19 protein-coding genes are annotated in these 24235 nt (G+C 74.0%); 10 read left to right on the top strand and 9 right to left on the bottom strand.

Going from position 1 to position 24235, the window contains the following annotated elements; all coding sequences use genetic code 11:
• Positions 1–150 precede the first annotated feature (150 nt).
• Complete coding sequence (locus ACSHWO_RS08095) at positions 151–1812, bottom strand: acyl-CoA dehydrogenase family protein (protein ID WP_438310793.1); 1662 nt, start codon at positions 1810–1812, stop codon at positions 151–153.
• Positions 1813–1829: 17 nt separating this feature from the next.
• Between ACSHWO_RS08095 and ACSHWO_RS08090 the strand changes: the two genes are divergently transcribed.
• Together ACSHWO_RS08090 and rsgA are read left to right on the top strand one after the other, a co-directional pair.
• Positions 1830–2963: a YihY/virulence factor BrkB family protein gene (locus tag ACSHWO_RS08090; RefSeq protein ID WP_361089701.1), complete on the top strand. Its 1134-nt coding sequence runs from the start codon at positions 1830–1832 to the stop codon at positions 2961–2963.
• Between the two features lie 264 nt (positions 2964–3227).
• Positions 3228–4385: a ribosome small subunit-dependent GTPase A gene (gene rsgA, locus ACSHWO_RS08085; protein ID WP_438310791.1), complete on the top strand. Its 1158-nt coding sequence runs from the start codon at positions 3228–3230 to the stop codon at positions 4383–4385.
• Positions 4386–4562: 177 nt separating this feature from the next.
• Here rsgA and ACSHWO_RS08080 read toward each other — a convergent pair whose 3' ends face one another.
• The 3 genes from ACSHWO_RS08080 to ACSHWO_RS08070 all read right to left on the bottom strand — a co-directional run bounded on the left by ACSHWO_RS08080 (position 4563) and on the right by ACSHWO_RS08070 (position 6622).
• Entirely contained in the window at positions 4563–4943 is a 381-nt protein-coding gene (locus ACSHWO_RS08080) for a PPOX class F420-dependent oxidoreductase (protein ID WP_361089705.1), read from the bottom strand.
• A 191-nt stretch (positions 4944–5134) separates the two neighbouring features.
• On the bottom strand, positions 5135–5617 hold the full coding sequence (locus ACSHWO_RS08075; RefSeq protein WP_361089707.1) for a DUF456 domain-containing protein: 483 nt from the start codon (positions 5615–5617) through the stop codon (positions 5135–5137).
• A gap of 24 nt (positions 5618–5641) precedes the next feature.
• Positions 5642–6622 (bottom strand): helix-turn-helix domain-containing protein, encoded by a 981-nt coding sequence (locus ACSHWO_RS08070; protein ID WP_361089709.1) that lies wholly within the window; start codon positions 6620–6622, stop codon positions 5642–5644.
• 330 nt (positions 6623–6952) lie between these two features.
• Here ACSHWO_RS08070 and ACSHWO_RS08065 point away from each other — a divergent pair, with 330 nt between their 5' ends.
• The gene (locus ACSHWO_RS08065) at positions 6953–8323 is read left to right on the top strand and encodes a protein phosphatase 2C domain-containing protein (RefSeq protein ID WP_438310788.1); all 1371 of its coding nucleotides are present in this window, start codon (positions 6953–6955) and stop codon (positions 8321–8323) included.
• 569 nt (positions 8324–8892) lie between these two features.
• A complete protein-coding gene (locus tag ACSHWO_RS08060; RefSeq protein WP_438319002.1) occupies positions 8893–9270 on the top strand; it encodes an ATP-binding protein in 378 nt (125 codons plus the stop codon).
• A 147-nt stretch (positions 9271–9417) separates the two neighbouring features.
• Here the strand turns inward: ACSHWO_RS08060 and ACSHWO_RS08055 are convergent, their stop codons facing one another.
• The 3 genes from ACSHWO_RS08055 to ACSHWO_RS08045 all read right to left on the bottom strand — a co-directional run bounded on the left by ACSHWO_RS08055 (position 9418) and on the right by ACSHWO_RS08045 (position 13027).
• Positions 9418–10485: a DUF2637 domain-containing protein gene (locus tag ACSHWO_RS08055; protein WP_438310786.1), complete on the bottom strand. Its 1068-nt coding sequence runs from the start codon at positions 10483–10485 to the stop codon at positions 9418–9420.
• Positions 10486–10712: 227 nt separating this feature from the next.
• Positions 10713–12071: an SMI1/KNR4 family protein gene (locus tag ACSHWO_RS08050; RefSeq protein ID WP_438310784.1), complete on the bottom strand. Its 1359-nt coding sequence runs from the start codon at positions 12069–12071 to the stop codon at positions 10713–10715.
• 71 nt (positions 12072–12142) lie between these two features.
• A complete protein-coding gene (locus tag ACSHWO_RS08045; protein WP_438310781.1) occupies positions 12143–13027 on the bottom strand; it encodes a (2Fe-2S)-binding protein in 885 nt (294 codons plus the stop codon).
• Between ACSHWO_RS08045 and ACSHWO_RS08040 the strand changes: the two genes are divergently transcribed.
• Positions 13026–13835, top strand: a complete 810-nt coding sequence (locus ACSHWO_RS08040; protein ID WP_438310779.1) for a GntR family transcriptional regulator — start codon at positions 13026–13028, stop codon at positions 13833–13835. The two genes, ACSHWO_RS08045 and ACSHWO_RS08040, sit on opposite strands and share 2 nt — an antisense overlap.
• A gap of 544 nt (positions 13836–14379) precedes the next feature.
• On the opposite strand, the gene ACSHWO_RS08035 is transcribed toward ACSHWO_RS08040, so the two are convergent.
• Positions 14380–15144 (bottom strand): hypothetical protein, encoded by a 765-nt coding sequence (locus tag ACSHWO_RS08035; RefSeq protein ID WP_385849252.1) that lies wholly within the window; start codon positions 15142–15144, stop codon positions 14380–14382.
• A gap of 184 nt (positions 15145–15328) precedes the next feature.
• Complete coding sequence (locus ACSHWO_RS08030) at positions 15329–17017, bottom strand: PucR family transcriptional regulator (RefSeq protein ID WP_438310777.1); 1689 nt, start codon at positions 17015–17017, stop codon at positions 15329–15331.
• A gap of 253 nt (positions 17018–17270) precedes the next feature.
• On the opposite strand from ACSHWO_RS08030, the gene ACSHWO_RS08025 reads away from it, so the two are divergent.
• The 5 genes from ACSHWO_RS08025 (at position 17271) to ACSHWO_RS08005 (ending at position 24217) form a co-directional block, all read left to right on the top strand.
• The gene (locus ACSHWO_RS08025) at positions 17271–18164 is read left to right on the top strand and encodes an FAD binding domain-containing protein (protein ID WP_438310775.1); all 894 of its coding nucleotides are present in this window, start codon (positions 17271–17273) and stop codon (positions 18162–18164) included.
• Between the two features lie 2 nt (positions 18165–18166).
• Positions 18167–18769 carry a (2Fe-2S)-binding protein gene (locus tag ACSHWO_RS08020; RefSeq protein WP_361089727.1) on the top strand — a complete coding sequence of 201 codons (603 nt, stop codon included), beginning with the start codon at positions 18167–18169 and terminating at the stop codon, positions 18767–18769.
• Positions 18770–18771: 2 nt separating this feature from the next.
• Positions 18772–21174, top strand: a complete 2403-nt coding sequence (gene pucD / locus ACSHWO_RS08015) for a xanthine dehydrogenase subunit D (RefSeq protein ID WP_438310773.1) — start codon at positions 18772–18774, stop codon at positions 21172–21174.
• Positions 21175–21531: 357 nt separating this feature from the next.
• Entirely contained in the window at positions 21532–22998 is a 1467-nt protein-coding gene (locus tag ACSHWO_RS08010; RefSeq protein ID WP_438310771.1) for an NCS2 family permease, read from the top strand.
• Between the two features lie 67 nt (positions 22999–23065).
• Positions 23066–24217, top strand: a complete 1152-nt coding sequence (locus tag ACSHWO_RS08005; RefSeq protein ID WP_438310769.1) for an XdhC family protein — start codon at positions 23066–23068, stop codon at positions 24215–24217.
• The last annotated feature ends 18 nt before the right edge of the window (positions 24218–24235 follow it).

Here is a 24235-nt window from a genome sequence, read left to right as displayed (position 1 = left end):
CACCCGACCGAAACTGTCCGCGCGCCGTGAGCGGCGTGACAGCTCCTCCTCGGGGCTTTCGGGCCAGCGGTGGTGCCGAGTCGGCGCGGCGCCACCCCTGGTCCGGTCAACGGGTCCGGATCCCGGCGGCGGCGTGGTTTGGGGACCCGCCTATCCCGTGATCCGCGCCCGTTCCACCAGCGCCCCCAGGTCCAGGGTGTGCGGCAGCGTGCCGAAGGCCCCGCCCCGGTCCCCGCCCAGCCGTCCCGCGCAGAACGCGTCCGCCACCTCCGGCGGGGCCCACCGCACCAGCAGCGACGCCTGCAGCACCAGTGCCATGCGCTCCGACACCCGCCGCGCCCGGGCCTCGATGCCCGTCAGGTCCGCCAGCTCCGTCAGCAGCCCCCGGACCGCCGCGTCCAGCCGGTGGTCGGCGCCGCTGGCCTGCCCGATCTCCCGCAGGAAGGCGTCCAGCGCCTGCGGCTCGCGCCGCAGCACCCGCAGCACGTCCAGGGCCTGGACGTTGCCCGAGCCCGCCCAGAGAGAGTTCAGCGGGGACTCGCGCAGCAGCCGCGGCAGCCCGGACCCCTCCAGGTAGCCGCTGCCGCCCAGGCACTCCAGGGCCTCCGCCACCATCGGCGTGCAGCGCTTGGTCACCCAGTACGTCGCGACGGGCACCGCGATGCGCAGGAAGGCCCGCTCCCGGTCGCTGTCCGCGTCGCAGGCGGCGGCCAGCCGCAGGGCGAGGGTGGTCGCCGCCTCCGACTCCAGGGCCAGGTCGGCGAGGACGTTGCGCATCAGCGGCTGCTCGACGAGCGGAGCTCCGAGAACAGAGCGGTGCTCCGCATGGTGGACGGCCCGGGTCAGCGCCTGCCGCATCAGCGCCGCCGACCCGAGCGCGCGGTCCAGCCGGGCCGCCGCCACCGTCCCCATGACGGTCCGCACCCCGCGCCCCTCCTCACCGACCCGGCGCGCCCACGCCCCGTCGAGCTCGACCTCCGCCGAGGCGTTCGACCGGTTGCCGAGCTTGTGCTCCAGCCGCTGGACCCCGAAGGCGTTGCGCGTCCCGTCCGGCAGCACCCGCGGCACCAGGAAGCAGGTCAGGCCGTCCCGTCCCGCCCCGGCCGCCGCCCGCGCCAGCACCAGGAACCCGTCCGACATCGGCGCCGAGCAGAACCACTTGTGCCCGGTCAGCTCGTACGCGCCGGACCCGCCGCCCAGCGGCCGCGCCGCCGTCGTGATCGCCCGGACGTCGCTGCCGGCCTGCTGCTCCGTCATCGCCAGGCCGAGGAGCGCGCCCGCCTTCCGCCCGGCCGGCCGGAGCCCCTCCTCGTACACGTGCGAGGTCAGCCGCGGCTCCCACTCGGCGGCCAGCTCCGGCTCCGCCCGCAGCGCCGGCACCGCCGCGTGCGTCATCGACACCGGGCAGCCGTGTCCCGCCTCGGCCTGCGTCCACACGAAGAACCCGGCCGCCCGCCGCAGGTGCCCGGCCGGCCGGGTCCGGGCGTCGGTGAGCCCGGCGCCCACCGCGTGCCCCAGCAGCCGGTGCCAGGCCGGGTGGAACTCCACCTCGTCGATCCGGTTCCCGTCCCGGTCGTGGGTGCGCAGCCGCGGCGGGTGCTCGTCGGCCTGCCGGGCCCATTCCTGCACCTCCGCGGACCCCGCGGCCCGCCCCAGCTCCGAGAGCTCCCCGCGCACCCCGGCGAGCAGTCCGGGCGGTGCGTCGCCCAGATGACGCTCCACGTTCTCGGTGAGGACCCGGTCGCCGGCGTAGACGTCGTGTCCCACCAGGGGAGGAGCCTGATTCGTCACGGTGTGGGTGGTGGCTGCCATGCGGATACCGTAAGGACGTGCAGCCAGTAGAAGAAACTCCCGGGCGGGTCCCCGGGCGACTCCACCGGGCCCGAGCCCTCTACCGCAACGTCTCCAAGCGCAGGATGGCGTGGCTGCTCCTCAAGGACACCGTGAACTCGTGCATCGAGTACCGGATCCTGGGACTGGCCGCGGAGGCGGCGTTCTTCACGCTGCTGTCCCTCCCGCCGCTCTTCCTCGGCCTCCTCGGCGTCCTCGGCTACGTCGACGGCTGGACCGGCGGCACCTTCGTGGCCTCCATCGAGGAGAACATCCTCCGCGCCGTCGGCACGGTCCTCTCCGACCGGGGCGTCCAGGAGATCGCGAGACCGATGCTGGACGACGTGACCTCGCGCGGCCGGCCCGACATCATCTCCCTCGGCTTCGCCTTCGCCCTGTGGTCCGGGTCGCGCGCCGTCAACGTCTTCATCGACACCATCACCGTCATGTACGGGCTCGACGGCCACCGCGGCATCGTCAAGACCCGGCTGCTGGCCTTCCTGCTGTACGTGATCGCCCTGATGATCGGCGCGGTCGTGCTGCCGCTGATGGTGGCCGGGCCGGACGCCGTCGTGCGGTGGCTGCCCTGGAGCACGGAAGTGATCGCCGTGCTGTACTGGCCCACCGTCACCCTGCTGTCCATCGTCTTCCTCACCACCCTCTACCACGTGTCCGTGCCCGTGCGCTCGCCGTGGATCGAGGACGTCCCCGGTGCGCTCGTCGCGCTCGCCATGTGGGTGCTCGGCTCGTTCCTGCTGCGGCTCTACCTCATCAACACGGTCGAGGGCCCCACCATCTACGGATCACTGGCCGCCCCCGTCGCCGTGCTCCTGTGGATCGGCGTCTCCGCCTTCGCGGTCCTCGTCGGCGCCGCCGTGAACGCCGCCATCGACCGGGTCTGGCCGTCCGTGGCGACCGCCGCCGCCCGCGAGGCCAACGAACGGGCCCGCGAGGCGGAGGCCGCCCAGCTCGTCGCGCGGGCCGCCGCCTGGCGCGCACTGGCCGAAGGAGAGTCCGAGGACGAGGACGACGAGGACGGCGACGGGGACGCCGGCACCCCCTCGGAGTTCCCCGAACGCTGGTCGAACTTCCTCCCCCCGGAGGACTACACGGCCCGCCTGCGCAAGCACTGACCCGGCCGGTGGACGCGGCGGAAAAACAATTGGTGCCGCCGCGGGCGTACTTGCTACGGTGGATCCGTCCTCGCCGAACGGTGCGGGGCCGATCGAGCGTTACCCGAGCGGGAGGTGAGTCCATTGATGACTGTCACTGCGCAGAGTGCTGTCCGCACTCAGAAGACCATCAATGCCACTCCCGTGGCCTCCGGCTGACCTCGCACCCTCTTTCGCGCGCCACAGGCGCATGCGAGGCCGGGGCCACCCTGTGAAGGGTTCCCCTTGACGCTCTCCTCCTTCTCCTCTGCTTCCGCTTCTTCTTCTTCGGCTGCTGCCGTTTCCCCGATCTCCTCGGGACCCTCGGACTCCTCCGCGCTGACCTCCCTCGGCTGGGACGCGGCCTGGGAGGCCGAGTTCGCCCCGTACGCCGCCCAGGGCCTGCTGCCGGGCCGCGTCGTCCGGGTCGACCGCGGCCAGTGCGACCTCGTGACCGCCGAAGGCACCGTCCGCGCGGACACCGCCTTCGTCACCCCGCACGACCCGCTGCGCGTCATCTGCACCGGTGACTGGGCCGCGGTGGAGCCGGCCGGGAACCCGCGGTACGTCAAGGCCTACCTGCCGCGCCGCACCGCGTTCGTCCGCTCCACCTCCTCGCAGCGCTCCGAGGGGCAGATCCTCGCCGCCAACGTCGACCACGCGATCATCGCCGTCTCCCTCGCCGTCGAACTCGACCTCGGCCGCATCGAGCGGTTCCTGGCCCTCGCGTGGGAGTCGGGCGCGCAGCCGCTCGTGGTCCTGACCAAGGCCGACCTCGTACCGGACCCGGCCGCGCTGGCGTACCTGGTCCAGGACGTGGAGACCGCGGCGCCCGGCGTCCAGGTCCTCACCGTCTCCTCCCTCACCGGGGAGGGCACGGACGTCCTCGCGGCGATCGTCGCCGACGGTACGAGCGTGCTGCTCGGCATCTCCGGCGCCGGCAAGTCCACCCTGGCCAACGCCCTGCTCGGGGCCGACGTCATGGAGGTCCAGGCCACGCGCGACGTGGACGGCAAGGGCCGCCACACCACCACCACCCGCAACCTGCTGGCCCTGCCGGGCGGGGGCGTGCTGATCGACACGCCGGGGCTGCGCGGCGTGGGCCTGTGGGACGCCGGGACCGGCGTCGGACAGGTCTTCTCCGAGATCGAGGAGTACGCCGCCGACTGCCGCTTCCAGGACTGCGCCCACGAGGCGGAGCCGGGCTGCGCGGTGCTGGCGGCCATCGCCGCCGGGGAGCTGCCGCTGCGCCGCCTGGAGAGCTACCGCAAGCTGATGCGGGAGAACCAGCGGATCGTGGCCAAGACGGACGCACGGCTGCGCGCCGAGATCCGCCGCGACTGGCGCAGCAAGGCGGCCGAGGGCCGCGCCAACTACGCGGCCAAGCGGGGCCGGAACGCCTGACCGGCCTCCGGCGGTGCCCGGTCCGACGGGGCCCGGGTGCGGGCGGGGCGTGGCGGGTGCTGCCGGGGCGGGGGCGGTGGGGCGGTGGCGGCGGCCCGGGCGGTACCTGCCGTCGCCGCCCCCGCCCCTGCCGCCGCCCCGCCCCGTCCGGCTCGTCCGTCCTGCCCGACCCGTGGCTCACGGGCCGTCGAGGCCCCAGGCGAGGACCCGGTCCGGGTGGATCCGGATGACCTCCGGGCTGAAGTGGGCGCCCAGGGCGTGCGGTCCGACCTCCAGCGTGGCGCGGCCGCGGATCTCGATGCCGCGGACCCGCCACGGCCGGGTGCTCACCAGGTCGTCGACGACCAGCGCCAGCCGCGGGTTCCCCTGCAGGTTCCGCCACTTCTTCGTCGTCCCCATGGCGAGCCCGCCGACCAGGATCGTGCCGTCCTCCTGGGTGAAGAACCCGACCGGATTGGCCTGCGGCTGGCCCGTCGCGTCCACCGTCGCCAGCCGGCCCAGCGGCTGCGACCGGAGGTATGCCAGCTCCGCCTCGCTGAAACCCTCGAACTCCCTCATACGCACACGGTCCCGCATCCCGGCCGGCGCCGCATCGGACGGCAGGCCGATACGGGACCCGTACCGGACCCAGGTCCGCGGTCCCGGCCCGGTGCGCGGCGCGTCGGCCCCGCTTCCGGACGCCCGAAACCCCGTCCGTGCCCCGTTCGTGCTCCCGTCCGGCCCTTCGGCCGGCCGGGGGTACGGGAGCGTCAGCTCGACAGCACCATGCCCACCCACGCCCCCACCACCATCAGACAGGCCAGCAGCTCCACCAGCACGCTCGTCCCCACCGCCCGCATCACCGCCCGCACCGACGCCCACGCCTCGCCGTGCGTGCCCAACCGCATGCGCTCGCACAGGTAGATGCCGCCGACGAAGCCCGGGACCGCGCCCACCACCGGCAGCAGCACGAAGCCGAGCAGCGTGCCCACCCCCGCGTACACCGCCATCCGGCGGGACGCCCCGACCCCCTGGAGCCGGCGCGGCGGCAGTTGCCACTTGACCACCTGCACCACCAGCAGCAGGGCGGTCGCCGAGACCAGCAGCGACCAGGCCGCCGCCGACCGCTCCCTCAGCGCCCACCACAGCACTCCGGCCCAGACGAGCAAGGTTCCGGGAACACCGGGGACCAACACCCCGGCCACCCCGAGCAGCAGCACCAGCCCCACCAGGAGCAGCTGTGGCAGATCCACATGCTCAGCGTGCCCGACCAGGGGCTACCGGGCCACCCAGCCCCGCTCCCGCGCGTGCCAGCCGAGCTGGAGCCGGGTCGTCACCCCGGCCAGCTCCATCAGCCCCTTGACCCGCCGCTGCACCGTCCGCAGCCCCAGCTCCAGGTGCTTGGCCACGCTCGCGTCGGTCAGCCCGGCCAGTAGCAGCGTCAGGATCTCCAGGTCCGTGGCGTCCGGCACGCCGCCCGACTCCTCCGCCGCCCCCGTCGTGCCGAGCCGCAGCGGTACCGCCTCCCGCCACACCGCCTCGAACAGGCCGGTCAGCGAGTCGAGCAGCCCCGACGCATGCACCACCAGCGCCGTCGGCTCCGCCCCGCGCGCCGTCAGCGGGACCATCGCCAGGGACCGGTCTGCGATCACCAGCTTCGTCGGGACCCGGTCCGTGACCCGTACCTGCTCCCCGCGCGCCAGCGCCGTCGACGCCTCCCGGATCCCCGTCGGCCCGCCCAGCACGTCCTGGTCGACCACCACCCGGAAGACCACCCCCCGCGCGGCGGCGGCCCGCTCCTCCTCCTCGTTGTCGGCCGCCGTCACCGCGTGCGGCCGGCCCGTGACCAGCGCGCACACCTCCTGCACCGCGCCCAGCTGGAGCTGCCGGAACCGGTGCGCCACCGCGCTCGCGCCCGTCACCACCTCCAGCAGGTCGTGCACCGTCGGCTCGGCCGCCTCCCCCCGGTACTCCTGCGCGAGCAGCGCAGCCGACAGCTCCGCCTGCTCCAGCTCGCTGCGCTGCCGCGCCAGCAGCGCAGCCAGCGCCACCCCCGGCGGGGCCGCCACCCAGCGGCCCGGCCGGGCCGAGGACTGCGCGGCCAGGCCGTGCCGTTCCAGATGGCGCAGCGCCCGCTCGGTCTGCGGCACCGGCAGCGCCAGCCGGTGCGCGAGATCCGGCACCTCCGACGCCCCCAGCGCGACCAGCGCGCGGTACGCCGCCTCCTGGCCCTCGTCGAGCCCTATCGCCGTCAGCACATCCGTCCACCCCCACCTCGCGGCACACCGCCCCTGGCGGGAAGCGGCCACGGCGCAAACCCGCCGCGGACATCATCGCCGTACGCCCGGCCGCAGCACCAACACCCCCCGGTCGAAAGCAACTTGTGCGACGGTTGCCCGGAAATCTCCGGGAGGGGCAAATGCACCCGATTTCGCGAGCGGGAGCGGGGCCGCGTCGGGCCGGTCGGACGGCCGGGCGAGCGGCCGTACGGATGTGCGGAATTCGCGGAGCTGCGGGAAAGAAACGGAAGGGACCCCATTTCGTGTATTCCGCGTTCTCCGCGGCGGCGGGGGGCCGAGAATAGCGGCATGAGTCAGCAGGGCGCGGACGACTGGTGGCAGAGGCTGTACGAGGACCCCGACGCGGGCCCGGACCCCGACCCGGGGGACACCCTCGAAAGCCGGTACGACTCGGCGGCCTCCGTGACCGCCCCGCTGCCCCCGCCCGCACCGGTCGCGGCGCCGCCCGGAGTACCGCCGCAGCCGGGGCCGCCGGACGCGCCGCCCCTGCCGGACGGGCCGGTGGGGGCCGGGGGATACGGTGCGGCGCCGGGGGACCGGCCGGGGCTGCCCCGGCCGCGGGATCCGCGCGAGGGCGGGATGACCGGGTACGGGCTGGGGGACGTGACCGTGCCGCCCGTCCTGGCCGAGGAGGACACGCCCCCGCCCCCGCGGCCCGCACCGCAACCCGTACCCGAACCCGCGCGGCCACCCGCCCCGGTCGCCCCGCGCGTGCCACCCGCCCCGCAGGCTCCGCCACCGTCCGCGCGGCCCGAGGTGCGCCACCTCGGGGACCGGGCGCCCACGTACGCCCCCGAGCCCGGCGCACTGCCCCTCGCCGACCCCGCCGCGCTCGACGCCCTGGTCCCGGACACCGTCCTCGAAGGCGCCCGTCACGGGATCTGCACCCTGCGCGCCGCCTCGGTCCGCGGGGACTCCGCCCGCTACCGCGGTGAGGCCCGCCGGGACGTCCTGCTCACCGCCCGCTTCGGCACCGGCGACGACGCCCTCGTCCTGGTGGTCCTCGCCGGCGGCGACCGCGCCGCCCCGGCCGCCGCCGACGCCGCCGCCGAACTGTGCCACTGGATCGGCGCCGCCGTCGGCCGCAGCCAGTCGAGGCTGGCCGACGACATCCGCTCCGGACGCCGCGAAGCCCTCCGCTCAGGGCTCCAGCGGCTCACCGACCGCGGCTACGGGCGGCTGCGGGCCCGCGCCGCCGAACTCGGCCACGCGGAGGACGCGTACACCGCCGGGCTGCGCGCCCTGCTCCTGCCCATCGACCCCGAATGCCGCACCCGCGTCTGCTTCGGCGCCGGCGCCGGCGGGCTGTTCCGGCTCCGCTCCGGTGCCTGGCAGGACCTGGAGGCCGCCGAGCCGCCGCCCGCACCCGCACCCGCACCTGCGCCCGCGCCGACCGCCCGGTCCGACCGGAACCCCGGCCTCGACCCGGGGCCCGGCTTCCGGTTCCGTGCGGCCGTCGCCCGTCCCGGCGACACCCTGCTGCTCTGCTCCGGCGGCCTGGCCGAACCGATGCGGGAGGAGGAGCTGCTGCCCGCCGAGCTCGCGGCCCGCTGGTCCGACGGGGAACCGCCCGGCCTGGCCACCTTCCTGGCCGACACGCAGCTGCGCGTCAAGGGGTACGCCGACGACCGCACGGCCGCCGCGGTCTGGGAGTCGTGAAGCGCATTCGCGTCCCGGTGTCCCGGCCGCGCGGAACCGAGGGGAGATTTCCTGGCCCTCCTGCAGTACGGCCCGACCGTCAAAGTAGTCCCGTCCGGTAACGCGCCCCCGCGGAACGGGCGTGTGGGGAATGCCGCTTTCCGGCCTTTTTCCGGACGGGACCCCGTTCCGGTCCTTGAGTGCTCCGGAGCGGACCCTTCCTCGTGGGCGGGGTGACCGGCCCCGGACCGCCGTACGTTCCACCGGGGAACGGACCCGGGACGGTGGCCGGATTCGGACCTTCCGACGGGGCGTCGGTGCTCGGCGGCGGGGCGGCCGGGAGACCGGGATGGCCGGATTACCGCGCTGCGACGTGATGCGGCCGGGAGCCCGCAGGAGTGCGGAAAACCCCCGCGGGCATGCATTCCGGAGACCTGTTCGAGATCCAGGGGATACGGGGGAGGGGCATCGCCGTGCGGGTGGAGGCGAAGACCGGGAAGCAGTGGCGCAGAGGGCGGCCCCTCCAGCGGGAGCCGTCCGCTACGGAGCCGGCGGCGGGCAAGGAGGCGGCCATGGAGCTGCGGCACAGTGTGCGCCGTGCCGATCTCAGGGCCGTCGGCGAGGTCCGCAGGGCCCTCAGGGAGCTGATGCGGCACCGCTGCCGGGCCGACACCGCCGAGGCGGCCGAGCTCCTGGCCACCGAGATCGTCACCAACGCCCTCGTCCACACCGACCAGGGCGCCGAGGTGTCCGCCCGCCTCTGCGCGGGCCGGCTCCGGGTGGAGGTCCGCGACCACGCCGCGGGCCGGCCCCCGCTCCCGTACGTACCGGCCGCCGACGACGGTACGCACGGGCGGGGGCTCGTACTCGTGCAGGCGCTCGCCGACGCCTGGGGCGTGGACACGGCGGGCGCCCCGGCGGCGGGCAAGGTGGTGTGGTTCGAACTGCACGGCGTCGCCGAGGCCTGAACGACCTGAGCTACCTGCACGACGTGCGCGACGTGTGCGACGTGAACGGTTCGAACGTCGAAGGGCCCGCCTTGACCAGGCGGGCCCTTCGGGCTGACCGGCCCCCGCCCGGCGACGGGCGGGCGGGACCGGCGGGACGGCGGGACCTCAGCCGAACTGCTGTTCCAGGTCCTTGAGTTTGCGTTCCAGGGAGTCGAGCCGGGGGATCGTCTGGGTGTCGTCCTCGGCTGTCAGGTCGACCGTGCGCGGGCCGGACACGTCACCGAGGTCCGATCCGGTCACGGCCTGCAGGGAGAGGTGTCGGCGCGGGGAGGGCAGCTGTCCCTGATCCGCTATGGCCGGCTCCGCGCCGACCGGCGCGGAGCCCGTCGCGGAGGCAAGCCCCGCCATGTCCACCTGGCGCCCGCGCGAGCGCCCGAACACGAACGTCCGGTTCTGCCGGCCCAACGCCTTCAGCCGGGCCCGGTTCAGCCGGTTCTGGTCCCGCCTGCGGTGGCGGTCCAGTTCCTTCTCCCGCTTGTCCTCGCGCACCTCCTCGACGGCCTCGTCCAGGGTGCGGACGCCCTCCAGCAGCATCAGTGACCATGCGCCGAACGTCTCGCGCGGCGCCCGCAGCCAGCGGACCATGCGGATCTGCGGCAGCGGTCGCGGGATCAGGCCCTGCTCGCGCAGGGCGGCCCGGCGGGTCTGCTTGAGGGCCCGGTCGAAGAGGACGGCGGCCGACAGCGACATGCCGGCGAAGAAGTGGGGCGCCCCGTCGTGGCCGATGCCGCGCGGCGCGTGCACCCAGTTGAACCAGGCCGCCGCGCCCGCGAACAGCCAGACCAGCATGCGGGAGCCGAGGGCGGCGTCACCGTGGCTCGCCTCGCGTACGGCGAGCACCGAGCAGAACATCGCGGCGCCGTCGAGGCCGAAGGGGACCAGGTACTCCCAGCCCCCGGAGAGGTTCAGGTTCTGCCGGCCGAAGCCGACCAGCCCGTGGAAGGAGAGTGCGGCGGCCACCGCCGCACAGCAGAACAACAGGGCGTAGGAGGCGGTTCCGTAGACGGCTTCCTTGCGCCGCCGCCGTTCCTCGCTGCGCTCCCAGGAGTCGTCGTTCGCCGCCTTCTCGCTCTCCCGCTTGCCCCGGGCCAGTACCGCAACTGCCGCAAGTACGCCCAGGATCAACAGGCTGCCGGGCAGCAGCCAGTCCAGCGATATGTCGGTCAGTCTCATGCGGATGTCCCTCGCCTTTGCATCGACTTGCGGCCTACCGGGGCCATGGTGGCGCAGGAGATCGGCTCGGCATGGGGGTTTCTGGGCAAGTGGACGCCATCGGGGTGCGCGGCCCGCCGGATAGGGTGTTGTCGTTCGAACTCCCGCCCGCGTGGCGGGAGTTGTGTTCGATTAAGGTCAGCCGGACGGGTGGGTTGGCGCGCGAGCCGCTTGACGGGGACCGGCGGCTACGCCTCGGGGAGGAGGACTCCTTCGAGGACGGTCTCGTCGATCAGGGGCCGGTCCCACAGGGCGAGCAGCTCGTTGGCGACGGCCACCACGCTCCGCCGGTCCTGCCCCTCCTCCCTGACGGCGGCGGCCGACAGGGTGCGCGGTACGGCGCCGGCGTCCAGCAGGGTGCGCCATTCCTGCGGGCCGAGTGCCAGGAACTCCAGCCCGGTGAGCCCCGGGATCTCCAGGGGGTCGGCGAGCGTCCCGGGGGCGGCGGTGAGGGTGCGCAGACGGGGTAGCCCGGTGACGGGGGCGAGGCCGAACGGCGCGCCGTGCCCGGCGCCGACGGTCAGCACTTCGAGGGCCGGATGGGCTGCCGCCCGGACGGTCGGCAGGCCGGCGCCGCCGACCTCGGCCACGACCGGAAGCCCCTCGTGGCGGGCCCGGGGCCGCTCCCCGTTCCGGCCCAGGACCAGGTCGGTGAAGGAGTCGGCGACGAGTTCGGCGCCGAGGCTCTGCTCGTGGTCGATCAGGACGACCTGCCCGAGGTACCCGCCCGGGCCGGGGGTCAGGTCGACGGCTATCTCGTCGCCGCCGTTGCTGCCGAAGACGATCCAGCCGGGCGAGCCGGCCAGGCCCTGCACCGCGGCGTCGGGCGCGGTGCGGAGCCCCTTCGTCGCGCCGAACCTCCAGCGGGAATGACGGACCGCCGGGTCGGCGGCGTACAACTCGTCCAGGGCGCAGACCTCGTAGCCGACCGCCTCGGAGGCCCGGTCCAGCTCGTGCAAGTCGCTCCGGTCCTCCCCCTGTACTCGGGTCACCCGGTAGAAGACCTTCAGCTCGTCCGGGAGGGTGACGCCGAGCCGGGCCTCGGCCGCGGCGATGTCCTCCTCCGTCGCTCCGACGGCGTCCGGGAGCTCCTCGCGGAGCGTGCGCTCCAGCAGCTCCAGGTCGGCCGAGGGGGCCGGAGCCGCCCCCGGCACCGGGTCGGGGAGGCGGCGCCAGGGCTCGGGCACGGAGCCGTCGACCAGGACGAGCACGCCGAGGTCCGGGTAGCCGACGGCGGCTTCCACGGCCGGGCAGGGCCAGACCAGGCGGAGGGTCGTCCGCCCGGTCGGCGTGATCTCCGCCGAGAACGCGACCTCCTCGACACCGCCGCGCGCGAGCGCCCGCTGGACGTGCTCCACCGCCGCCGGCCTCTGCGGGGACATCCCGCCCGGCAGCCACAGGCTCCAACCGCGCCGGCCGATGCGTCCCGCCACGCGGGCGGACCCGTCGGGACGGATCTCCGGGTGGCCGGCGAGCAGGAGCCGCAGCACCGGATCCCAGGGGGCGAAGTCGTGGAGCGAGGACAGCGGGGGCCTGTGGTCGATCATCCGCTGACCGTACGCGCCACCACTGACACCCGGTGCGGGGGTTCCGGAGGGTGCCGTCGGACGGCGGGCGCTCAGCCGGTCGCGGCGGCGGCGGCGCGGGCCGTGAGGCGGGCGACCCGGTCCACGTCACAGGTCCGGGGGCAGGTCACGCAGGTCTCCTCGGGCCGGATCGTGTAGAAGAGGCAGCAGCTGACCCGGTCCCGGGTCGCCAGCGGCTCGCCGTCCGGGCCCGCCAGCGTACGGAATCCGGCGCCCCCGGTGTACGGGGCCGTGGCGCCGGGCAGCAGGGCCTGAAGCTCGGCGATGGCCCGCGGCTCCTCGTCGAGGAGCTTCGCCGCGTACCACAGGCCCGCCACCAGCGAGTCCGTCGCGAGGCCCCACAGGGCGCGCTGCCTGCGCCGGGTGCGCGGGCCGAAGCCGTCCAGCACCGGTTCGAGGTGCTGCGCCACCGCAGCGCGCACCTCGGCCCGCAGGGCCTCCCCGTCGGGCACGACCCGGGCCCCGGGGAGGACCGCCGCCGGATCGTCCGGCAGGCAGGCGAAGGACTCGGCGCGGACGCTGATCCGCCCGAGGGGCCGGTGGACGGCCACGTCCGCCGGGCCGAACCGGGGCACCCGGCGGTCGAGGAACCACGGAACGGTGGTCAGCAGGCACGCGCGCCACGCGTACCGGTGCAGGCCGAAGGTGGCGACGACGTCGGGGCGCGCCTCACGCCCGTAGTCCTTCATGACCTGGGCCCTGTCCCAGGCCAGGAACGCGTCCAGGGCCGGGCCGCCCGCCGCGAGCTCGTCCGCGCCGATCCACCCCGCGCCGCGGGGGGCGGGTGCGTGCGCGGCGTGCTCCTCCACCCGCAGGCCCTCGTAGACCGCCGTCAGCCGTGCGTACGCGTCCGCCAGCGGGGAGGCGGGGGGCGCGAGTACGGGGGCGGGGGTGAGGGCGAGGGCAGGCGCGGGCATGCGGCATCACCGATCAGAGGTCGTGATCGACATAGGTAAGCCTTACCTTAGCCGATCTGAGGCCGTCTGTATCCACACTTCCCGGACGGATTCAACTATTCTCCCGACAGGCCGAGACCCACAGGAGGACCGAGTGCACAAAGCGGCCCGTGTCGGGGTGTCGGCTCTGATCCCGACCCAGAAGGTACTGCGCCACTCCGTACGCGGACAGGTGCTGGAGGCGCTGCGCGCCGCGCTGGTCGACGGCGAACTGGTACCGGGAGAGATCTACTCCGGGCCCGTGCTCGGGGAGCGCTTCGGCGTCTCCGCGACGCCGGTGCGCGAGGCGATGCAGCAGCTCGCCCTCGAAGGGGCCGTGGAGTGCCTGCCGAACCGCGGCTTCCGGGTGCTGGAGCGGACCCCGCGGGCGCTGGCCGAGCTGGCCGAGGTACGGGCGCTGATCGAGGTGCCGGTGATGCTGCGGCTGGCCCGTACGGTCCCGGCCCGGACCTGGTCCGCCCTGCAGCCGGCCGCCGCCGCCACGGCGGCCGCCGCCGCTGCCGGGGACCTGGCCGGCTACGCGGACGCCGACCGGGCCTTCCACCGGGAGGTGCTGGCCCTGGACGGCAACGACCAGCTGGTCCAGGTCGCGGAGGAGCTCCACCGGCGCTCGCAGTGGCCGGTCCCCGGTGCGGCACGGGTGCGCCGGGCAGACCTGGTCGCGGACGCGGCGGAGCACTCGGCGCTGCTGGAGGCGTTGATCGCGGGCAACCTGCCGGTGGTCGAGTCCCTGGTCCGGGAACACTTCGCCGGCTCGGCCGCCGCCTGACGCCTACCGCCGCCCTGCGCCTCAAACGCCGGCGAGGCTGCACCGGGCAGGCTGCGCCGCCCCGGCTCGCTGCTCGTGCGGGGGCGCGCCGCCGTGCCGGGGCCGGCCCGGACCCCCGCGCCTCATCGCCGGCGGGGCTGGTTCGTCCCGGCGGGGCCGGATTGCCAGGGCAGGGCTGGATCGGTCGGCTCCGCCGCCTGCCCCTGGCGTGCCCGTTCGTGGGCGGGCGCGGCGCCGTCGCCGGGGGCCGGCCCCCGCACCCCGGCCCTCGATCGGCGGCCGGGCTGGACTGCCGTGGCGGCCTGCGGGCTCGGCCATTCAGCCTCGCCGGCGTTCGAGGCGAATGCTCGGGCGGAGCCCGGCCCGTCCAGCCCCGCCGGCGTTCGAGGCGGTTGGCCGGGCGATGCTCGGGAGTGCCGGGTGCCTGCCCGGTCGATCCAGCCCCGCCGGCGTTTGAGGCGCGGGTCCGGGCAGCGCCCGGGCTGGGGGCCGGGATCGGCAGCCCAACCCCCCGCCGCCGATCGAGGCGAGGGGTCGGGCGGGGTCAGGCGGCCGGGGTCGGGTGGAGTTGGTCGGCGAGCCAGGTCGGGATGCCGCCCAGGAGGCGGAACAGGCGGCGGGCCTCGGCCCGGAGCCGGCTGGCCTCCGGCTCGGGTTCGGCCTCCGCGAGCGCCGCGAGGGCCGGGGCGGTGCCGACCAGGAAGCCGAGTTCCTCGCGGATGCGGAGCGACTCCGCGAAGCCCTTGCGGGCCTCCGCGACCTCCCCGTCCCGCAGGGCCAGCGCCGCCAGGTGCCGCCACGTGAACGACAGCAGCAGGGTGTCCCCGTGCGCCGCGGCCCCGGCGTGCGCCCGCCGGTACGCCGGCCGGGCCGACTGCGGGGCGTCCGCCAGGTGCTCCGCGACCAGCCCCCGCCGCAGGTCCAGCAGCGGTCGGGTGCGGGAGTCCGGCGACAGCAGGGCGGCGGCACGGCCCAGCGCCGCCCGCGCCTCGTCCGCGCGGTCGCGTACGCCGAGGACCGTGGCCGCGTACGCCAGGTGCCCCCGCTCGCAGGCCGCGGCCCCCCGCTCGTCGTCGTCCGCGGCCACCGCCTCGGCGACGCGCAGCGCGTCCTCCGCCTCGGCCCAGCCCTGCCCGGTGAACAGGCACCGCTCGATCAGCAGCGCGGTGCGCTGCACGGCGGCGCCGGCGTCGTCGTCGACATGCGGGGCCAGCAGGGCCGCCGCATCGGTCCAGCAGCCGCGCGAACGCAGCCGCCATATCGCCCGCTGGAGGGGGTCGTCCCCCCCGGTGGTTCCGGCACCGGACATGGCGGTGTCCGCCACATTGCCCTCCCCAAAGCAACAAGCAGCAAGCACGTCTTCGAGCCCTGGGGCGAAATGAGAGCACGGATCGGCGGGTTCGGCCAAGGGGTCGGGTGAACTCTTTCACAAAGTCCGGACGCCGCGTCAGCACTTTCCGGAACACGCCCCTCCCGCCCGTGCGGCGGAATGCTCAGCTCATGCGCAGGGCCAGGAAGAAGTCGAGCTTGTCCTCCAGCCGCGACAGGTCACGCGACGTCAACTGCTCGATTCGCCCGACCCGGTAGCGCAGCGTGTTGACGTGCAGGTGCAGCCGCGAGGCGCACCGCGTCCACGACCCGTCGCAGTCGAGGAACGCCTCCAGCGTCGGGATGAGCTCGGCCCGGTGCCGGCGGTCGTAGTCACGCAGCGGGTCCAGCAGCCGCGCGGTGAACGCCCGTCGCACGTCGTCCGGCACGAAGGGCAGCAGCAGGACGTGCGAGGCCAGCTCGTGGTGGCCCGCCGCGCAGACCCGGCCCGGGCGCGCCGCGGCCACCCGGCGGGCGTGCCGCGCCTCCTCCAGCGCCCCGCGCAGCCCCTCGGCGGAGTGCACGGCCGCGCTGACGCCCAGGGTGAGCCGGCCGTCGCCGTCCAGCCCCGCCTGCAGCGGCTCGCGTACGGCGGCCAGCAGCTCGTCGGCGTGGAGGGCGGCGGCCGGGCCCTTGTCCTCGCCCGGCTCCCCGGGGCGGGAGGGCAGCGGCACCAGCGCGATGGCCTCGTCTCCGGTGTGCGCGACGGCGATCCGGTCCGAGGGCTCCGGGCCCGAGGCGGACGGGTCGACGAGGATCTCCTCCAGCAGCGACTGGGCCACCGGGCCGCCGGGGACGTCCCCGCCGTCCCAGTCCACCCGGGCCACGACCACCTGCCAGTGCGGGGCGGCGCCCAGCCCCGGCAGCAGCACCGGGGCCGCCACCCGCAGGCGGCCCGCGATCTCGGCGGGCGCGGCACCCGTCTGCACCAGCTCCAGCACCTCCTGCGCCAGCCGGCGGCGCACGGTGCGGGCCGCGTCGCGCCGGTCCCGCTCGACGGCGATCAGCTGGGTCACGCCCTGCAGCAGGTCCAGCCGCTCGGCGGGCCACTCGCCCGCGTCCGCCTCGACCGCCAGCAGCCAGTCCGACAGCACGCTCTCGCGCACGTCGCGGCTGCCGGGCCCGCCGGGGCCGGCCGCGCCGCGCCCCCCGCTTCTGATCGGGAACAGCGAGTAGGTAATACCCTGGATGGAGATCCGGTGCGGGCCCCTGCGCCCGGTGCGGACCGCCGCGAGGTGCTCGCCGGCCAGAGCCGCACAGATGCCCGGCGCCAGGGGTTCTCCCGCTCCGGCGATCTGCCGGCCCGTGGGGGACAGCACCCAGGCGCGCAGATCGAGGTCGGTGGTGAGCAGATCGAGCACCACGTCCGGCCCGCCGCCCGCGGGGCCCGAGGTCATCAGACGGCGGTGGCGGTCGACGACGGCCGCGAGGTCGCCGGCGCGCTCCCCGGAGACCTGCCGTACGACGTACTCGGTGATCGTGGCGAATGCAACGTCCTCGTTCACGGCGAACAGCGGCAGGCGGTGGTGTGCGCAGGCCGACACGAGATCGTCCGGGATGTCGCCCAGCTCGGCTTCGCCGGCGGCGAGTCCGGCGACGCCCGCGCTCGCGAGGATTCGTACGAACGGCTCGGAGTCGGCCGAATTTCTTCGCCAGGCCAGCCCGGTGAGGACGAGTTCGCCCCCGGTGAGGTATCGGCTGGGATCCCTCAGGTCGGTCGTCATGACGCCGCGGACCGTCCGGTCGAGTTCTTCCTCGCCGCCCAGCAGCCGCAGCCCCAGCGCCTCGGTTTCCAGCAGTGCGCGCAGCCGCATGGTGTCGCCGCCGATCTGTCTCGAATGTTGCCGTTGGAAATCGGGCAGGTCGTTGCATCCTGCCTTTCATACGAATCTACAAGACGAGGGAGGCCGCCAGCCAACTCCTTCATGGTTTCAGTGACTGCACCCGAGGGACACCCGGCTTGTGTACTGGCTCCACACCGCGTTAACACCACGTGAACGACCAGTCGAGGGCCCGTCCGCCTCCTGGCTTGAAGTGAACGACCCGATTACAAGAAGAGAGCCGCGCATGGACTTCCTTCGCCCCGCCAGCTGGGAGGAGGCGCTCGCCGCGAAGGCCGAGCACCCGACAGCTGTGCCGATTGCGGGTGGCACCGACATCATGGTCGAGATCAATTTCGACCACCGCCGTCCGGAGTACCTCCTCGACCTGGGCCGCGTCGAGCTGCTGCGGGAGTGGGAGGTCGGCGAGGAGGTCACCAGGCTCGGAGCCTCCGTCCCCTACACCCAGATCATGGAGAACCTGCGGGAAACGCTGCCGGGTCTCGCGCTCGCCTCGCACACGGTCGCGTCCCCGCAGATCCGCAACCGCGGCGGTGTCGGCGGCAACCTCGGTTGCGCCTCGCCCGCCGGCGACTCCCACCCGGCCCTGCTCGCCGCGGGCGCCGACGTCGAGGTCGAGTCCGTACGCGGCACCCGCATGATCCCGATCGACGAGTTCTACACCGGCGTCAAGCGCAACGCGCTCGCCGCGGACGAGCTCATCAAGACGATCCACGTCAAGAACGCCACCGGCCCGCAGCAGTACTCCAAGGTCGGCACGCGCAACGCCATGGTCATCGCGGTGTGCGCGTTCGGCCTGGCCCTGCACCCGCGGACCCGTACGGTCCGCACCGGCATCGGCTCGGCCGCGCCGACCCCCATCCGTGCCCGGGCCGCAGAGGAGTTCCTGAACGCCGCGCTCGAGGAGGGCGGGTTCTGGGAGTCCGGCAAGGTCATCACCCCGTCGATCGCCAAGCAGTTCGGTGAGCTCGCCTCCGGTGCGTGCAACCCGATCGACGACGTCCGCGGCACGGCGAAGTACCGCCGTCACGCGGTCGGCATCATGGCTCGCCGCCAGCTGGTCTGGACGTGGGAGCAGTACCGCGGCACCAACGGCCGCTCGCTCGAAGGGGCTGCGTAACCATGCGCGTCAATTTCACCGTCAACGGCCGTCCGCAGCAGGCTGACGACGTCTGGGAGGGCGAGTCCCTCCTCTACGTCCTGCGCGAGCGCCTGGGCCTGCCCGGCTCCAAGAACGCCTGCGAGCAGGGCGAGTGCGGTTCCTGCACGGTGCGCCTCGACGGCGTGCCGGTCTGTTCCTGCCTCGTCGCCGCCGGCCAGGTCGAGGGCCGCGACGTCGTGACCGTCGAGGGCCTCGCCGACTTCGCCAGGCAGCGCGAGGAGCACGGCCACTCCTGCGGCACCGGTGCGTGCGGCGGCGGCGCCCAGGGCGTCTCCACCGACGAGGCCCGGCGGTGGACCGCCAAGGGCACCGACTCGCAGACCGGCGAGGGCGGCGGGCTCTCCCCGATCCAGCAGGCGTTCATCGACGCCGGCGCCGTCCAGTGCGGCTTCTGCACCCCGGGCCTGCTGGTGCAGGCCGACGCGCTGCTGGAGAGCAACTCCGACCCGTCCGACCAGGACATCCGTGAGGCCCTCTCCGGCAACCTCTGCCGCTGCACGGGCTACGAGAAGATCCTCGACGCGGTCCGCCTGGCGGCCGCCCGCCAGGGAGAGGCGCTCTGACCATGGCCAACACCCGCACCGCGCCCTCCGGTACGCCGACCAACGTCTCCCAGAAGCACAACCAGGGCGGCATCGGCGAGTCCACGCTCCGCCCGGACGGCACCCTGAAGGTCACCGGCGAGTTCGCGTACTCCTCGGACATGTGGCACGAGGACATGCTGTGGGGCCAGACCCTGCGCAGCCCCGTCGCCCACGCCGAGATCGCGAGCATCGACATCTCCGAGGCGCTGGCCGTGCCCGGCGTCTACTCGGTCCTCACCCACGCGGACCTGCCGGCCGCGATGAAGAACTACGGCCTGGAGATCCAGGACACCCCCGTCCTCGCCGACGGCCGCGTACGCCACCACGGCGAGCCCGTCGCCCTCGTGGCCGCCGACCACCCGGAGACGGCCCGCCGCGCCGCCGCCAAGATCAAGATCGACTACCGGGAGCTGCCGGTCGTCACGGACGAGGCCTCCGCCCTCGCCCCCGACGCCCCGCTGCTCCACCCCGGCCGCGACGACCACCACGCCGGCCACGTCCCGCACCCGAACGTCGTGCACCGCCAGCCGATCGTCCGCGGCGACGTGGAGGAGGCCCGCAAGCGGGCCGACGTGATCGTCGAGGGCGAGTACACCTTCGGCATGCAGGACCAGGCCTTCCTCGGCCCGGAGTCCGGCCTCGCCGTACCCTCCGAGGACGGCGGCGTCGACCTGTACGTCGCCACCCAGTGGCTGCACTCCGACCTCCGCCAGATCGCCCCCGTCCTCGGCCTGCCCGAGGAGAAGGTCCGCATGACGCTCTCCGGCGTCGGCGGCGCCTTCGGCGGCCGCGAGGACATCTCCATGCAGATCCACGCCTGCCTCCTGGCCCTCGCGACCAACAAGCCGGTCAAGATGGTCTACAACCGCTTCGAGTCCTTCTTCGGCCACGTGCACCGCCACCCGGCCAAGCTGTACTACGAGCACGGCGCCACCAAGGACGGCAAGCTCACGCACCTGAAGTGCCGGATCGTCCTGGACGGCGGCGCCTACGCCTCGGCCTCTCCGGCGGTCGTCGGCAACGCCTCCTCGCTCTCCGTCGGCCCGTACGTCGTCGAGGACGTGGACATCGAGGCCATCGCCCTCTACACGAACAACCCGCCCTGCGGCGCCATGCGCGGTTTCGGCGCCGTCCAGGCCTGCTTCGCGTACGAGGCCCAGATGGACAAGCTCGCGGCCAGGCTCGGCATGGACCCGGTCGAGTTCCGCCAGCTCAACGCCATGGAGCAGGGCACGATCATGCCCACCGGCCAGGTCGTGGACTCCCCGGCCCCGGTCGCCGAGCTGCTGCGCCGGGTCAAGGCCCGCCCGCTGCCGCCGGAGCGCCAGTGGGAGTCGGCCGGCGAGAGCGCGGACGTCCGTGCGCTGCCCGGCGGCCTGTCGAACACCACCCACGGCGAGGGCGTCGTCCGCGGCGTCGGCTACGCGGTCGGCATCAAGAACGTCGGCTTCTCCGAGGGCTTCGACGACTACTCCACCGCCCGCGTGGTGCTGTCGGTGGTGAACGGCGAGGCCGTCGCGATGGTCCACACCGCCATGGCGGAGGTCGGCCAGGGCGGTGTCACCGTCCACGCGCAGATCGCCCGTACCGAGCTCGGCGTCACCCACGTGACCATCCACCCGGCCGACACGCAGGTCGGCTCCGCCGGTTCCACGTCCGCCTCCCGGCAGACGTACATGACCGGCGGCGCCGTGAAGAACACCTGCGAGGCCGTGCGCGAGAAGGTCCTGGAGATCGGCCGGCGGAAGAACGGCTCCTACCACCCGGCGTGGGCCACCGCCGAGCTGCTCCTCGAAGGCGGCAAGGTCGTCACCGACGGCGGCGAGGTCCTCGCGGACATCGCCGAGCTGCTGGAGGGCGAGGACGCCATCGACATCGAGCTGGAGTTCCGCCACCGGCCGACCGCCGCCTTCGACCTGGTCACCGGCCAGGGCGACGGCCACGTCCAGTACACCTTCGCCGCCCACCGCGCGGTCGTGGAGGTGGACACGGAGCTCGGCCTGGTCAAGGTCGTCGAGCTGGCCTGCGCCCAGGACGTCGGCAAGGCCCTCAACCCGCTCTCCGTCGTCGGCCAGATCCAGGGCGGAACCACCCAGGGCCTCGGTGTCGCGGTGATGGAGGAGATCATCGTGGACCCGAAGACCGCGAAGGTGCGCAACCCCTCCTTCACGGACTACCTGATCCCGACGATCCTCGACACCCCGAGCATCCCGGTCGACTACCTGGAGCTCGCCGACCCGAACGCGCCGTACGGCCTGCGCGGTCTCGGCGAGGCCCCGACCCTGTCGTCCACCCCGGCCGTCCTCGCGGCGATCCGGGCGGCGACCGGCCTGGAGCTCAACAAGACGCCGATCCGTCCGGAAGCCCTCACCGGCACCCTGTAGGACGGCGTCCTCCGGGGGCCGCGAGGCCCCCGGACCCCAGACTCTCCGGGCGGTGCGACAGCGGAACGTCACACCTTCGGCGAAGCACCGCCCGGAGCACACGGAGTCCGGCACACGGGGACCGCACCGCTCGCGGTCCGCCCCACCGGCAGTACCCCCGAAGAGAAGGAAAGGCGACGCCAGCACCCCGGCACCGTCTCCCGTACCGCAGAACCCCCGCAGTACCCGTAGTACACGCAGTTCGCAATCGCGTCGCCTCGGGCCGTCACCCCGGGTCGTGCAGCCAACGGCATTTCCCAAATCCCGCCTCCGAAGACTTCGAGCGGGTGCCCCTGTGAACCTTGGGAGTTAGGCACCATGACCCAGTCCTCCGTGGAGCCCAGGACCAGCGCGGAAGAGGCCGGCGACGGCTCTCGCCACCCCGCCGGGCGTTCTTGGCTCGACCGGTACTTTCACATCACCCATAGAGGGTCGAACGTCGGCAGAGAAGTTCGTGGCGGTATCACGACCTTCATGGCCATGGCGTACATCCTCCTGCTCAACCCGCTGATCCTCTCCGGCAAGGACGTCGCCGGGGACACCCTGAGCCAGAAGGCCCTGATCACGGCCACGGCGTTCGCCGCCGCCGTGACCACGCTGCTGATGGGCTTCGTCGGCAAGGTCCCGCTCGCGCTGGCCGCCGGCCTGTCCGTCTCGGGCGTGCTGGCCTCGCAGGTCGTCCCGCAGATGACCTGGCCGCAGGCCATGGGCATGTGCGTCATGTACGGCGTCGTGATCTGTCTCCTGGTCGTCACCGGCCTCCGCGAGATGATCATGAACGCGATCCCGCTCGCGCTCAAGCACGCGATCACGATGGGCATCGGCCTGTTCGTCGCCCTCATCGGCCTGGTGAAGTCCGGCTTCGTGCACGAGAACCCCGCCCCGGGCGGTGGCCCCGTGACCCTCGGCCCGACCGGCGAGCTCGCCGGCTGGCCCGTGCTCCTCTTCGCCGCCACCCTGCTGCTGATCTTCATGCTCCAGGCCCGCAGGGTCCCCGGCGCCATCCTGATCGGCATCGTCACCGGCACCGTCCTCGCCGCCGTCCTGAACGTCGTCATCGACATCGACGACAAGGCCTGGGCCAGCGGCCCGCCCGTCCTGGAGGGCTCGGCCGTCTCGATGCCCGACTTCTCGCTCTTCGGCCAGGTCGAGTTCGGCGGCTGGGGCGAGGTCGGCGCGATGACCGTCGGCATGATCGTCTTCACCCTGGTGCTGGCCGGCTTCTTCGACGCCATGGCCACCATCATCGGTGTCGGCACCGAGGCCAAGCTGGCCGACGACAAGGGGCGGATGCCCGGCCTGTCCAAGGCCCTGTTCATCGACGGGGCCGGCGGCGCCATCGGCGGCTTCACCGGCGGCTCCGGCCAGACCGTGTTCGTCGAGTCCGCGACCGGCGTCGGCGAGGGTGCCCGCACGGGCCTCGCCTCCTTGGTCACCGGCCTCTTCTTCGCCGCCTGCATCTTCTTCACCCCGATCACGCAGATCGTTCCCGGTGAGGTCGCGGCCGCCGCCCTGGTGGTCATCGGCGCGATGATGATGCAGAACGCCCGCCACGTGGACTGGGCCGACACCGCGACCTCGATCCCGGTCTTCCTGACCGTCGTGCTGATGCCGTTCACGTACTCGATCACGGCCGGTGTCGCCGCCGGTGTGATCTCGTACGTCGCGATCAAGGTCGCCCAGGGCAAGGCCCGCGAGATCGGCGGATTCATGTGGGGACTGACGGCTGTGTTCATCGTCTTCTACGCACTGCACCCCATCGAGGGCTGGCTCGGGGTCCACTGACCCTGACCGAAAAGCACTGACCCTCCACGCATCCGATACTGGAACCCGAACCTCCGAGGAGGCCGCAATGCTGGACATCGCCGAAGAACTGAACCGGTGGGTCGAGCAGGGACGCGACTTCGCCGTCGCCACCGTCGTGGCGGTCGGGGGCAGCGCACCCCGGCAGCCCGGGGCGGCCCTCGCCGTCGACAGCGAGGGCACGGCCATCGGCTCGGTCTCCGGCGGATGCGTGGAGGGCGCGGTGTACGAGCTGTGCCGCCAGGCGCTGGAGGACGGCGAGACCGTCCAGGAGCGCTTCGGCTACAGCGACGACGACGCCTTCGCCGTCGGCCTGACCTGCGGCGGCATCATCGACATCCTCGTCACCCCGGTGCCCGTCGGCTCCCCGGGCCGCGCGGTGTTCGCCGCCGCCCTGGCCGCGGCCTCCCGCGGCGAGGCCGCGGCCGTCGCCCGGATCGCCGAGGGCCCGGACGAGCTCAGGGGCCGCGCCGTACTGGTCCGCGGCGACGGCGGATTCGAGGGCGGCCTCGGCGGCCACCCCGAACTCGACCGCACCGTCGCGGAGGAGGCGCGCGCCATGCTCGACGCCGGCAGGACCGGCGTGCTGGAGATCGGCGCCGACGGCCGGCTCTGCGGGGAACCGCTGAAGGTCCTGGTCGAGTCCAGCGTCCCGCCGCCGCGGATGATCGTCTTCGGCGCCATCGACTTCGCCTCCGCCCTGGTGCGGATCGGCAAGTTCCTCGGCTACCACGTGACGCTGTGCGACGCGCGGCCCGTGTTCGCGACGAAGAAGCGTTTCCCCCAGGCGGACGAGATCGTCGTGGACTGGCCGCACAGATACCTGGAGACCGCCGACGTCGACGGCCGGACCGTGCTGTGCGTGCTCACGCACGACGCCAAGTTCGACGTCCCGCTGCTGCAGCTGGCCCTGCGGCTGCCCGTCGCCTACGTCGGCGCCATGGGCTCGCGCCGCACCCACGAGGACCGCAACCGGCGGCTGCGCGAGGTCGGCGTGACCGAGCTCGAACTGGCCCGGCTGCGCTCCCCGATCGGCCTGGACCTCGGCGCCCGCTCCCCGGAGGAGACCGCGCTGTCCATCGCCGCCGAGATCGTCGCCAACCGCCGCGGCGGCTCCGGGGCGGCCCTGACCGGCGGACACATCCCGATCCACCCCGACACCTCGACCACGGTGGTCGGCAGGATCGGCTCGGTGGCTTGAAGGGGCGGCCACCGGATC

The organism is Streptomyces pallidus (ex Mingjun et al. 2026) (genome assembly GCF_051550185.1).
Taxonomy (GTDB): domain Bacteria; phylum Actinomycetota; class Actinomycetes; order Streptomycetales; family Streptomycetaceae; genus Streptomyces.
Note: the sequence above shows the minus strand (reverse complement) of the source record. Positions and strands in the feature narration are given on the sequence as shown.